Genomic DNA, 12,636 nt, shown 5'->3' with positions numbered 1-12,636 from the left:
TCACTATTTATAAAGTTTCTTGATTTCAGCACCCTGATAGTAGTGCAACAGGATGGCATCATAATGATAACCCTGCTCGCCCATCACGGCAGCACCAATCTGGCAGAGGCCTACTCCATGCCCCCAACCGGCTCCGATGAGTTCGAAACGCTGAGGCACTCCCTGCTCATCCTTATCATATTTATCCACCACGAAGGCTGAACTCAGCAGATGACTGTCGCTCAGCGTACGGCGGATTTCGAGTTCCTTACCGATGGTAAAGGTCTTCTCTGTTCCGATGATCTGGAGTTTGCTGATTCTTCCACTCTTTCCGCGCTCCACGGCCTTCATGTCAAGGATGGCACCCAGGTCCATCTTCAGTTTGTCGGCGATGAGCTGCTGCAACTTCTCCTGGCTGAGCGTTTCTTTCCAGCGGTAGAAATTGACGGTTTCCTGATCATAGTCGTTGAGCACTTCTGACAGGATTTTCTTGTCCTGCGTGTTGCAGAAAGCTGGCGGATTGAAGCGGATCCATTTCTCAGCCTCCTCCTCATTGGTCAGATTAGGCTGTGTATGTTCTACGCCCAGGGCAATGTCGCGAACCGCCGTGAGATAAGTCTTCGGCGTATCCTCCCAGCAATACTGGAATTCCTCGGTTATTCCGCCGCAGCATTTCGAGAATCTTGCATCGCAGATTTCTTCGCCGTCCATCAGAATCTGTCCCTTGGTCTGGCGGATGGCTTCAGCTACATGGGGCGATGTTTCCTTGGTGATACCCTGGTAGCGCTGGCAGTGGTCGTCGGCACATACATCAAAGAGGGTGTGGTCTTCGCGGTCGTACCAGCGGATGAGCGTATCTTCCTTCTTGGTGAAGGAGAAGAAGTTGTTGCCGCTCTCAGCCACCTCTCGGCGCTTCTTCATCTGTGCCAGGAGCCATGAACGGGAGATGACGGCGTGCGCCTTCAGGAGTTCGAGACTCGAAGTGGCACTCATCTCACTGCTGATGACGCTCTCCAGATATTTCTCTACAGGCAACTCATTGATTGCCACAATCTTATCCGATTCTACCACAAAGCGGAGCGTGCCCAGGAAGGTTTGGGTTTCCTTGCGCTCCCAGTGGAAGTTGACACCGATGGTTACGTCGCTCAGCGAAAACGAGGCGTCGGCACTCTGCGGATGAAAGGTAAGCTGGCTGTACTGGTTGCCGTTCCAGAGCACACCGCCTTCTGAGAATTCTACCACCTGTTCGCCCAGCACCTTTTCGCCCTTGGCAAGATAAGGTTTGTTGAGCGAGAAATGAATCTTCTGCGCACTCACGATGCCCACCGTTACGTCGGGCTGCTTACCTTTATTATATAAGGTGGAAGAGGCTTCGGCTGCATCCTCGGCATCCTTAGATGCCTTCAGTTTGGCGATGATGGCGTTCATCTTTTCTTCCGAAACGCCACATTCCTGCAGCAGCGAGAGGGCTTTCTCCTCGGTCAGCTTTCGGAAATCTTCCTCACGAGGGGTGATGATGAGTCCGCTCATATCCAGTGCTCCCGGCGAAACCACAAACTGGGCATCGCCTTCGGCAAAATAGGCTTCCGGACGGTGCTTTTCTCTCGGAATGACCACGCTGATGAATTCCTCGCCCTTGCGCCAGGAGATGATGTTCATCATCGGTTCGGTTTCGTCGCCACGCTGAGGCATTGCCTTGTAGAGACGGCGGAAGAGGGCCTCATCGCTCTCAGCACTCTTCGAGATGATGACGAAGGCGGGAACGATGAAGTCGCGAACCACTGAGATTTTCTCCTCATCATTGAGAGAGATGATATCGGTCAGGTTGCGGGAGAGACGCTGCCAGTTAGTCTGAAGAGGAAGGATGCCGTTGGTTCCTGCCTGGAAATGAAGATGGTCTGGAGCCGATGCACCACACTTCGGACCGTTGTAGAACACCATCAGGTCGCTGTGCAGACTGATGAAGCGGTGCATCTCGCCGTAGTTCTTGTAGATGAGCTGAGGCTGATGCTTGCGTGCCGGAATGGTGAAGTGGACTGGCAGAATCGGGAACGGATTCACCAGAAGATGGAATTTCTCGTCTATCTGCTTCGACATCTGTTCCTTAGGACGGTTCTTGTCGCAAAGGAAACAAGGGCGCTCGCCCAGGGTTTTCTTATCTATCTTGGCGCCCGTACTTACGATGCGGGCTGGGTTCCACTGCAGTTTCAGCTGGTCGGAGAACTGGCGGGTTTCTACATGCTTGAGGTCGCGGAAGCGGTGGCGCGCATCGGTCCAAACCTCCAGCTGACGGTTGAAGAAACGCGAGATGCTGCTGTCTTCCATAATGTCGGCCTTGCCCTGCAGCAGGTGCTGGCGTGCCTTCAGTTCCATGGTGCGCAGGCGGTCCTTATACAGATTGTTGGCGTTCACCTTCTCTACGCTGAGGGCTGCATCGCTGTTACCTCCCCAGCGGCGGCAGAGGTAGAGTTCGTCGTAGATTCTGCCGATGCGGTAACGGCGCGAAAATGCCAAGCCGAGCGCATAATCCTCACCATACGAGGTGTTAGGAAACTGGATCTGTCTGACCAGCGGAGTGAAGAAGGCGCGCGGAGCGCCCAATCCGTTGATACGCAGCGCATTGTTGCATCCGTTTTCATCGGTCCACTCCTTGTGGTCTATCAGTCCCGGTGGCAGGGTATTGAGGTCGAAGTCGCACATGCGGTACGAGCCTATAATCATGGCAGCCTTCTGCTTGTAGAAGGCATCTACTATTTTTTGGAGTGTCTTTGGTGAAGAATAGAGGTCATCGCTGTCAAGCTGTACGGCAAACTTTCCACAGAAACTGCTGTTGATGGCTTCGTTCCAGCATCCGCCTATTCCCAGATCGGTTCTCTCCGGCACAATCTGTATCAGGTTGTCGGCTTTAAGTTCATCCAGTATTTCGCCGGTGCGGTCGGTAGAATGGTTGTTTACCACGATGACGTTAAACTTGAAGTTGGCCTTCTGTCCCAGCGCACTCTTCACGGCATCAGCCACCGTCTTTTCGCGGTTGAAGACGGGGATGATGACAGATGCCTCGTATTCAAAATCCTGCTCACCGAAGTCGGGCTGGCGGTAGAAGGTGGTGTCTATCAGGGCGCCCACCTTGCCCAGATGCTGGGTGCATGCCTTTTCCATCTCAATCTGCACCTCGCGGTTGCGCGGGTTTACATAGTCAAACTGCTTCTCGCCGCTCTTACGGGTGTCGAGTTCGGCTTCTGAATAGAGGAATTCGTTGAGATGGAAGATTTCGCCAATGCGGCTCAGATAGAGACGGAGGTCGTAGAGGGCGGCAAACTGATACTCTTCGCGGTCGGGTTGGGCGATGTAGTCGGCCAGCGCCTGTGCCTTGATGCACCAGAGGCTTCCAAAGTCGAAGTCATCTCGCAAAGAACCTGACTGGTAGTCAATTACCGGATGTTTCTCCATTTTGCCTTCCACCATCTTGTAGTGGTCGGCGTAAACCATGACGGCATCCGTATCATCTGCCACTCTGAGGAATCGCTCCAGCGTGTTGTTTCCCCATCCTATGGTGGTGTGGCGGGTACAGATCATCACGTAGTCGGCATCTGTATTTTCAGCGATGCTGACAATGGTGTTACTGCTTTCCAGGCGGTCGGTGATGACAAACGTACATCCTTCGGGCACCTGATGATGAGCGGCAAAATCAGCACTCACCAGGAAGTGGATATGCTGTACAGTCTTGTACTCATGAAGCACCGACAAGGCATTCTGCGCATCGTCGATGTATTCGCAAGGCAAGAAAAGGTCTATTTTTTCTCTCATTTTCTTACGTTATTTTTGTTCACTTCAGCCCTTTTCGGGGGGCTAAATCTGTGTTTTTTATCTTTATTTTATCTTATTATATTAAAATATGTGGCAAAGATACTAATTTTTCGGCAAAAAACACTATCTTTGCAGTATGAATAATGAAAAAAAATATCTTTTGGGCCTTACACTTGCCGAATTGAAGCAGGTGGCAAAGGACTTAGGCATGCCCGCCTTCACCGGTGGGCAGATGGCGAAGTGGCTCTATGAGCAGCATGTGAAGAGCATTGATGAGATGACCAACATCTCGAAGGCGAACCGTGCCAAACTCGCTGCCGAATACGAAATAGGATGCTTCGGATATTCCGATGCGCAACATTCGGTGGATGGTACCATCAAGTACCTCTTCCCTACCCGAAGCGGCAAATTTGTCGAGACGGTTTACATCCCCGACAAAGACCGCGCCACGCTGTGCGTTTCTTCGCAGGTGGGATGCAAGATGAACTGCCTGTTCTGCCAGACCGGCAAGCAGGGGTTTGAGGGCAGCTTGCCTGCAGGCGACATTCTGAACCAGATTTACTCGCTGCCGGAGGTGGACAAGCTTACCAACATCGTGTTCATGGGTCAGGGCGAGCCGATGGATAATCTCGACAATGTGCTGCGCGCCACAGAGATTCTCACCGCCGACTACGGCTGGGCATGGAGCCCGAAGCGCATCACGGTAAGTTCGGTGGGCGTGAAGAACAAGCTGAAGCGGTTCCTGGAAGAGAGCGACTGCCATGTGGCCATCAGCATGCACGACCCTATCCCTTCTGAGCGCGCTGAACTGATGCCTGCCGAAAGGGGCATGGGCATTGAGCAGGTAGTAGAACTGCTGAGGAACTATGATTTCTCTCATCAACGCCGCCTGAGTTTCGAATACATCGTCTTTAAGGGCGTAAACGACAGTATGCAGCATGCCAAGGCCATCATCAAGCTGGTGAAGGGACTTGACTGCCGTTTCAACCTGATCCGTTTCCACCAAATTCCAGACATTCCTCTGCAAGGTGTGGATGATGAGAAGATGGAGCAGTTCCGTGATTACCTCACCCAGCATGGTGTCTTCACCACCATCCGTGCCAGCCGCGGCCAGGACATCTACGCTGCCTGCGGTCTACTCAGCACCTCGAAGAAAATCGGAGAAATCCGTGAGCACGAGAATGAAGAGAAGATGAATAAGTAAGGAAAGGTGGGGGAAAAATGGTTAGAGAATCTTTAAAGATCCTACTTGCCGGCTGTCTTTTGTTCCTTTTTCTGGCAAGTTGCAGCCCGGGAAGAGGAAGAAACAGAAAACTGCCCAAGAGCACAGGACAGCCTTACGAGGTGGTGCTCGAGGGAGATACCGACAGCATCGTTACGAAGATACTGACGGAAGAGGTGCCTGCCCTGCCCCAACCCGAACCGCTCTGCCGGCTCATCCAGGTTAAGAAGGGCAAGATACACGGCAGCTACCTGCTCGTAAGAACTCGCATCGTAGTGAACATCCCGGCAGCGGAATTCTCAGTCAGGCTGAGCCGCAACGAGAATGCTTCACCGCAGACTGTCATCCGCATCTCAGCCCGCTCGCCGCAGCAACTCAAAGAGAAACTCAACCCCGAGAAACTGCGCCAGCTCGTAGATGAGACTGAACTGGAGCACCTCGCCTCCATCATCTCCACCAACCCGAGCAAGCAGAACCACGAGATGCAGCAGCTGGTAAAGAAGAACTTCGGCATCAGCATAATCATCCCTGCCGAAATGCAGGCAAGCAAGAAGGCCGGGAACTTCATCTGGATTTCAAACAACGCCAGTTCGGGCATGAAGAACCTCATCCTCATGAAAGTGAAGAGGGAAGAACGAAGAGGGAAAGCCAATTCTGATGCTTTTCCTGCTCAAGAGAAGCAGCAGATTGACAGCATGCTCCGCACAAACATGCCCGGCGAAACCGACAGCATGTACATGATAATCCCGGTCCTTTCAGAAAAAGGACTCTGGGAGATGAAGGGCGACGCCATGGGAGGTCCCTACGTGATGAGGAGCATCCGCCTGAGCAAAACGGGAGATGAAATCATCATCATCGGCTTCGTCTATGCGCCCGAAATGAAAAAGAAAATATTAATCAAGCAGCTAGAAGCTGCGATTTCTACTATAAAATAAAACGATAAATGGACAGCAAAAAGATTAGAGTGGCCATCACTCACGGAGATACCAACGGTATCGGATACGAACTCATTTTTAAGGCATTCAGTGAGCCAGAGATGTTGGAGTATTGTACCCCTATCATCTACGGTTCGCCTAAAGTGGCAGCTTATTACCGCAAGGCGATGAATCTGCCTGCCCAGTTCTCCATCATCCAGAAAGCAGAAGATGCTGAAGATGGAAGAATCAACCTCCTGCCAGCCGTAGACGAGGAGGTAAAGGTTGACATGGGCATGCCTACTCAGGAATCGGGTACGGCAGCCATCAAGGCACTTGACCGAGCCATGACCGACTACCGCGACGAGCTCTTCGACGTGCTCGTTACCGCACCGGTAAACAACCAGAACGCACAATTTGAGGGCTTCCAGTTCAAGGGCCACAAGGAATACATTGAAACTTGCCTGGGCGAAGGTGCCAAGGGCCTTTCCATCCTCTGCGGCGGCGACCTTCGCATCGCATCCGTAACCGGAAAGACTCCGCTCAAGGACGTGCCGGCAGCTATCACCCAGGAGCTCATCATCGAGAAGGTGAAGCAGATGCACACATCACTGAAGCGAGACTTCATGATTACCAACCCGCGCATCGCCGTGCTCGCCCTGAATCCTAGCAACAACGGTGAGGAGAGCTGCGGACCAGAGGAAGCCAGCATCATCATCCCAGCCATTGACCAGCTTGCCGAGCAGAAAATACAAGCTTTTGGTCCTTACCCTGCTGACGAGTTCTTCGGCAACGGCCATTTCGTAGAGTTCGACGGCATCATGGCCATGTATCATGATCAGGCTACTACCCCGTTCCATTCTCTCTACACCGAGGATGGCGTACTCTTTACTGCCGGTCTGCAACTCGTCCACACCGCTGCCAACACCACTCCTAGCTACAGCATCACGGGCTGCAACGAAGCCGATGCAATCTCCTTCCGCCATGCCATCTACTTGGCGCTGGATGCCTTCTGCAACCGCGAAGACTATGATGAGGCCTACGAGAATCCACTGCCTAAACTCTACCACGAGAAGCGTGACGAGAGCGAGAAGGTAAGATTCTCCATCCCTAAGAAAAAGGGATAAGAGAAAGATTCCCTATTCCCGAGAAAAAGCGGAATAAAGAAAGATTCGGGAGGGCAGATGACGCAAAAAAGGCAAATCTGCCCTGTAATCAGACCTCCCGAACGTTAAAATAAAAAAAAAAATGCAGATAATTCAGAAAAAATGAGTAATTTTGGCAGCTAAATGGATACTTCCGAACTACAAAAGATAAAACAACGCTACAATATCGTCGGTAACAGCGACGGATTGAACCATGCGCTCGACGTAGCCCTACAGGTAGCGCCGACCGATCTCTCCGTGCTCATCATCGGCGAGAGCGGTGTGGGTAAGGAAATCATTCCAAGGGTGATTCACGACAATTCGCCACGCCGCAGAGAGAAATATTTCGCCATCAACTGTGGAAGCATTCCGGAGGGAACCATTGACAGCGAACTCTTCGGACATGAGAAGGGTTCCTTCACTGGAGCCATAGGCGAAAGCGAAGGATACTTCGGTATTGCCAACAAGGGTACCATCTTCCTCGACGAGGTGGGCGAACTCCCGATACAGACGCAGGCAAGACTGCTGCGCGTGCTCGAAACGGGAGAATACATCCGCGTGGGTGGAACTGAGATAAGGAAAACGGATGTCCGCATCGTGGCAGCCACTAACGTAAACATGCGCAAGGCTGTGAGCGAAGGCCGCTTTCGCGAGGACCTCTACTACCGCCTCAACACCATCCCGATACAGATGCCTGCATTGAGAGAGCGTGGCGACGACATCCTCCTGCTCTTCCGCCTCTTCGCCATGCAGATGGCCGAAAAATACCGTCTGCCTAAGATTTCACTCTCAGATGAGGCCAAGCAGATCATGCTGAAATACAAGTGGCCGGGAAATGTGAGACAGCTCAAGAACATTACCGAACAGATGTCAGTGCTGAGCCGAGAAAGAGAAATCGATGCACAGACCCTCACCCAGTTTATTCCGAGAGATGAGGAGTCTACACAGCTCGCCACCATACAGAAGGATGGCAAGGACGACCATAGCTACGCCAGCGAGCGCGAACTGCTATACAAGATTCTCTACGAACTGAGGGGCAACGTGAGTGACCTGAGACGTGAGATGAACAGCCTGCGCAAGCAACTCGATGAGGCACGCCAGTTGGGCGGTACAGGCGGATATGTTTCTCCGGTTCAGCCGAATACCCAGGTAGCTCCAGTATCATCCGTATCTCCGGTTTCATCGGTTTCTCCGGTATCTTCCGTACCTCCGATTACCGATCTCGACGAGCTACAACACATCCGTCAGGAAATAGCTACAGGAGGCATTAGGGGCACTTACAAACCCGAAGCCGAGGATGCTGAGATTGAGGAGATCAAGGAAGAAAACGAGAATCTGAACCTCAGCGACCTCAGCAAGCAGATGATAGAAAAGGCACTGGAGAGAAACAACGGAAACCGAAAGAAAGCGGCAGAAGAACTGGGAATCTCCGACAGAACTCTGTACAGAAAGATTAACAAATATAAGTTATGAAGCATATACGCGCGTACCTATATATAATAGGAGTCACACTGATGGTGGCGGTCATGGCAGCATGCTCCGTGAGCTACAAGTTCAACGGTGCCAGCATCGACTACACCAAAACCAAGACCATACAGATAGCCGACTTCCCTATCAGAAGTTCGTATGTGTGGGGTCCGATGGGTCCGATGTTCAACAACGAACTCAAGGATAAGTTTGCCAGCAACACCCAGCTCATACAGGTGTCACGCAACGGAGACCTGAAGATAGAGGGCGAAATCACCCAATATTCTCAGCGCAACAAGTCGGTTAGTTCTGAGGGATACTCAGCACAGACTGAGCTCAGTATCACCGTAAACGTACGTTTCACCAACACCAAGAACCATGCCGAGGACTTTGAAAAGCAGTTTACATCTGCCAAGACCTACGACACCACTCAGAGCCTTGCCTCGGTGCAGGAAGAACTGGTAACCCAGATTATCAAAGACCTGGTAGACCAGATATTCAACGCTACGGTAGCTAACTGGTAAAGTAAGTGAAGAACGAAAAGTGAAGAGTGAAGAATTCAACGGCTTTACTAATCATAAAGTTCAAAACTCAATGTTCAAAGTTCAAAGTTCAAAGTAAAATAAAGTAAAGTAAAAATATCGTGGAATTAAGCAGATTGATACAACACCCGGAGGAAATGAACCGAGAGACGCTCTACGACTTGCGCGCCCTCTTGGCCCTATATCCGTATTATCAGACGGCACGCCTGCTGATGTTGAAGAATCTGTACCTGCTCCACGACCCGAGTTTCGACGAAGAACTGCGCCGTGCAGCCATCTACATCACCGACCGTAAGATTATCTTCGAGATGGTAGAGGCAGCCCACTATCAGATAAAAAACGCCCCTGAAGAGGCTGAATCCAACAAGCAGCAAGGCGTAAGAGGAATAGGAGCAGAAAAACTCGGAGACCGTACTAGCGACCTCATCGACCACTTCTTGGGATCCATTCCTATGGAAGAAGACGAAGAAGAGAAGAAGGAGAAACGTAAGCCTACACCTGCTGACGCGGCTGTAGACTATGTGGCTTATCTCATGGAGACCGAAGACCAGCAGGAGCCAGAAGATACTTCGCGCACCATAAGTCTCATCGACGACTTTATGGAGGATGGCGGTTTCAAACTGCCTAAAATCCAGCAGGACGAAGATTACAAACCAGAATTTACTCCCGAACTTCAGACCGATTCCGGCAAGGATGGCGAAGAGGAAAACAGCGGTGTATTCACCGAAACCCTCGCCCGCATCTACATCAAGCAGGGCAAGTATCAGAGGGCTTACGAAATCATCAGCCGCCTGCATCAGCAGCATCCTGACAAGAACGGATATTATGTTGACCAGCTCAGATTCCTTGAGAAACTGATGCTGAACAGCAAGAAGAAATAAAGAAGAATAATAAATAAATAAAACTAGTTTTAAAAAATGGCTTACACATTATTAGTAGTATTAATCGTCCTGGTAGCTATCCTGATGATTTTCATCGTGCTCATCCAGGAATCAAAGGGAGGTGGACTTGCAAGTAACTTCTCTTCAACCAACTCAATCATGGGTGTTCGCAAGACCACTGACATTGTTGAGAAATTAACATGGGGCCTCGCTGTAGCCTTGGTTGTCATCAGCGTGGCATGTGCTTATGTAGCCCCTCAGGCAGCTGGCGAAAGCAGTGTTTTGGAGGGAGCCACTCAGGAGCAGACCGCTCTTCCTGCTATGCCAGGTGCTAGCAAGGATGCAGCAACAGGTGCTCAGAAGGCTGTTCCTGCAGCTGGTGCAGATGCCCAGAAGGCAGCTCCAGTTGTTCCAACAAGCCCTGCAAAATAAAAAATAAGAAAAAAGGTACGAAAAAATTTGGTAGAACCATTTTTTTTTCGTACCTTTGCACCCGCTTAACAAGAATATGGTGGACGTAGTTCAGTTGGTTAGAGCGTCAGATTGTGGTTCTGAATGTCGTGGGTTCGAGTCCCACCTTCCACCCAACTATTTTTGAAAAAGCAAAACATAACCAATATGGTGGACGTAGTTCAGTTGGTTAGAGCGTCAGATTGTGGTTCTGAATGTCGTGGGTTCGAGTCCCACCTTCCACCCAGGATAAACCCTGCAAGAATCATTTCTTGCAGGGTTTCTTGTTATATATCCGTATTGAGCGGAAATTCTTTTTTGTCATATAAACGAATTGCAATAGTATTTCTTTAAGTATATTATAGACTGAAAACATACAAAAAAGCCTGCTAAGGGAAGAAAATATCCCTCTAGCAGGCATTCTTATAAGGATGAATTGAAAACTTATCTGATTACTTTCACTTCACCATCCTTAGCAATCTTAACGATGCTGGAAGGCTGATGAGGTTTATGCTCCTGACGGCGGCTCCAGCAAACATAATCTACAGCATTGAGGATTTCCTCGGAGATGTCGCGATAATTCTGTGCAGCAGGCTCACCACTCACATTAGCACTTGTACTTACAATAGGCTTCTGAAAACGATAACAGAGTTGTTTGGAGAAAGGCTCATAGGTTATACGCATCGCCAGACTTCCATCCTCTGCTACCAGATTATTAGCCACTCCACTCGCATCATCAAGAATAACCGTAGTAGGCTTTACAGGCATGGCAGCATCGATGAAATCCCATGCTACCTGTGGCACATTGCGGAAATAACGCGCCATGCGGTCAGCAGAATCTATCAGGCAGATAAGCGCCTTAGAATCGTCACGTTTCTTTATTTCATAAACTTTCTTTACCGCTTCAGGGTTGGTGGCGTCGCATCCTATGCCCCATACGGTATCTGTAGGATAGAGTATCACTCCACCCTTTCGCATGCACTCTACAGCACGCTTGATGTCTTCTTCTACAGTCATAATACTATAAAACTAAAAAATCAAAAATCTTTTGAATCTTAAAAATCGTCACTAACATCTTTCTTCAAACACTCATAATAAGCTATGTCCTTCATACCATTGAGAAAAGCAGAAGCATCCATGCGTTTCTTGCCACTGAGCTGCAACTCCTGAATAATGAGCCATTCGTCAAGGCAGGCTACTTGTAACGACTTCCCCTCAACGCGGAGCGATCCCACAGGCGCATCACCACGCTTCATACATGAAAGACGGGTAGAAAATATCTTAAGTACCTGAATTTTCTGTGTACTCTGCTTATGGGATGGATGAGTAGTAGGCTCAGGGAACCTCACGTAATCATCATCTCCCTTAGGATCGTCAAAGAATACTACTGTCTCCTTCTTCTTAATTTCAGTCCATGCACCAGGGTATGGAGAAAGACCGCGGATGAAATCATACACCTGCTTGGCAGACTTGTGGAAGTCGATGCGGCAGGTATCCTTGAAGATTTTCGGAGCCGGCTTGAGTTCGGCACCCTGTCCTATCATTTCGCTCTGAGGAATGGAACCGATATTACCATCGGCAGCGATGAGCGCATCAATGGTTTCCAGCGCCAATTCAGCACCAAGATGCATCAACCCGTCGTAAACATACTCCACATTTGCCGTCTCCGGAATAGGAAAACGTTTCTGCAGGATGATGCGACCGGTATCAATATCGTGGTCGAGGAAGAAGGTGGTAACACCCGTCTCCTTCTCGCCATTAATCACTGCCCAGTTGATAGGCGCCGCACCGCGATACTGCGGAAGGAGGGCTGCATGTACATTAAAAGTACCATATTTCGGCATCGCCCAAACCACCTCTGGCAGCATGCGGAAAGCAACTACCACCTGCAAGTCAGCCTGATAAGAACGCAACTGCTCCACAAAGTCAGGGTCCTTCATCTTTACAGGCTGCAGCACCGGTAAACCATGCTCTACAGCATACTGCTTAACCTGCGAAGGTTGAAGCGTATCCTGATGTCTGCCCACCGGTTTATCAGGCTGCGTAACCACAGCCACAACATTGTATCCGCCCTCTACAAGGCACTTGAGGGATTCCACCGCAAACTCCGGTGTTCCCATGAAAACAATTCTCAAATCCTTCTTCTCCATAAAACACTAATATTTTAAAATAAAACCAGCAAAGCCGTTGAATTTTTCACTCTTCGTTCTTCACTCTTCACTTAAAACT

Annotated in this window: 10 protein-coding genes and 2 tRNA genes; 9 read left to right on the top strand and 3 right to left on the bottom strand. The window is 50.1% G+C overall.

The features are described 5' to 3' along the window. Positions 1-3: 3 nt before the first annotated feature. On the bottom strand, positions 4-3,786 hold the full coding sequence (locus tag FO447_RS01220; RefSeq protein WP_200757326.1) for a DUF4922 domain-containing protein: 3,783 nt from the start codon (positions 3,784-3,786) through the stop codon (positions 4-6). Between the two features lie 136 nt (positions 3,787-3,922). Here FO447_RS01220 and rlmN point away from each other — a divergent pair, with 136 nt between their 5' ends. The 9 genes from rlmN to FO447_RS01175 all read left to right on the top strand — a co-directional run bounded on the left by rlmN (position 3,923) and on the right by FO447_RS01175 (position 10,653). Then, entirely contained in the window at positions 3,923-4,990 is a 1,068-nt protein-coding gene (gene rlmN, locus FO447_RS01215; RefSeq protein WP_200757324.1) for a 23S rRNA (adenine(2503)-C(2))-methyltransferase RlmN, read from the top strand. Positions 4,991-5,007: 17 nt separating this feature from the next. Next, positions 5,008-5,943 (top strand): DUF4837 family protein, encoded by a 936-nt coding sequence (locus tag FO447_RS01210; protein ID WP_200757322.1) that lies wholly within the window; start codon positions 5,008-5,010, stop codon positions 5,941-5,943. 8 nt (positions 5,944-5,951) lie between these two features. After that, complete coding sequence (locus FO447_RS01205) at positions 5,952-7,049, top strand: PdxA family dehydrogenase (RefSeq protein ID WP_200757320.1); 1,098 nt, start codon at positions 5,952-5,954, stop codon at positions 7,047-7,049. Positions 7,050-7,211: 162 nt separating this feature from the next. After that, the gene (locus tag FO447_RS01200) at positions 7,212-8,540 is read left to right on the top strand and encodes a sigma-54 interaction domain-containing protein (RefSeq protein ID WP_200757318.1); all 1,329 of its coding nucleotides are present in this window, start codon (positions 7,212-7,214) and stop codon (positions 8,538-8,540) included. Then, positions 8,537-9,058: an LptE family protein gene (locus tag FO447_RS01195; protein ID WP_006846339.1), complete on the top strand. Its 522-nt coding sequence runs from the start codon at positions 8,537-8,539 to the stop codon at positions 9,056-9,058. The genes FO447_RS01200 and FO447_RS01195 overlap by 4 nt, the downstream gene beginning before the upstream one ends. 119 nt (positions 9,059-9,177) lie before the next feature. Beyond that, entirely contained in the window at positions 9,178-9,957 is a 780-nt protein-coding gene (locus FO447_RS01190) for a tetratricopeptide repeat protein (RefSeq protein WP_200757317.1), read from the top strand. A gap of 36 nt (positions 9,958-9,993) precedes the next feature. Continuing rightward, on the top strand, positions 9,994-10,389 hold the full coding sequence (gene secG / locus FO447_RS01185; RefSeq protein WP_200757315.1) for a preprotein translocase subunit SecG: 396 nt from the start codon (positions 9,994-9,996) through the stop codon (positions 10,387-10,389). Between the two features lie 78 nt (positions 10,390-10,467). Further along, positions 10,468-10,543, top strand: a tRNA-His gene (locus tag FO447_RS01180). 34 nt (positions 10,544-10,577) lie between these two features. After that, positions 10,578-10,653, top strand: a tRNA-His gene (locus tag FO447_RS01175). Positions 10,654-10,851: 198 nt separating this feature from the next. Here FO447_RS01175 and FO447_RS01170 read toward each other — a convergent pair. Then, a complete protein-coding gene (locus FO447_RS01170) occupies positions 10,852-11,424 on the bottom strand; it encodes an L-threonylcarbamoyladenylate synthase (protein WP_154481640.1) in 573 nt (190 codons plus the stop codon). A gap of 38 nt (positions 11,425-11,462) precedes the next feature. Then, entirely contained in the window at positions 11,463-12,557 is a 1,095-nt protein-coding gene (gene fmt / locus FO447_RS01165; protein ID WP_200757313.1) for a methionyl-tRNA formyltransferase, read from the bottom strand. Positions 12,558-12,636: the final 79 nt, after the last annotated feature.

This window comes from Segatella copri (assembly GCF_015074785.1).
GTDB lineage: Bacteria > Bacteroidota > Bacteroidia > Bacteroidales > Bacteroidaceae > Prevotella.
Note: the sequence above shows the minus strand (reverse complement) of the source record. Positions and strands in the feature narration are given on the sequence as shown.

Bases quoted from the DNA above. Each gene is read 5' to 3' on its own strand.
- secG (WP_200757315.1), top strand. From the start codon at position 9,994: ATGGCTTACACATTATTAGTAGTATTAATCGTCCTGGTAGCTATCCTG.
- FO447_RS01170 (WP_154481640.1), bottom strand. From the start codon at position 11,424: ATGACTGTAGAAGAAGACATCAAGCGTGCTGTAGAGTGCATGCGAAAG.
- FO447_RS01210 (WP_200757322.1), top strand. From the start codon at position 5,008: ATGGTTAGAGAATCTTTAAAGATCCTACTTGCCGGCTGTCTTTTGTTC.
- FO447_RS01205 (WP_200757320.1), top strand. From the start codon at position 5,952: ATGGACAGCAAAAAGATTAGAGTGGCCATCACTCACGGAGATACCAAC.
- fmt (WP_200757313.1), bottom strand. From the start codon at position 12,557: ATGGAGAAGAAGGATTTGAGAATTGTTTTCATGGGAACACCGGAGTTT.
- FO447_RS01220 (WP_200757326.1), bottom strand. From the start codon at position 3,786: ATGAGAGAAAAAATAGACCTTTTCTTGCCTTGCGAATACATCGACGAT.
- rlmN (WP_200757324.1), top strand. From the start codon at position 3,923: ATGAATAATGAAAAAAAATATCTTTTGGGCCTTACACTTGCCGAATTG.
- FO447_RS01195 (WP_006846339.1), top strand. From the start codon at position 8,537: ATGAAGCATATACGCGCGTACCTATATATAATAGGAGTCACACTGATG.
- FO447_RS01200 (WP_200757318.1), top strand. From the start codon at position 7,212: ATGGATACTTCCGAACTACAAAAGATAAAACAACGCTACAATATCGTC.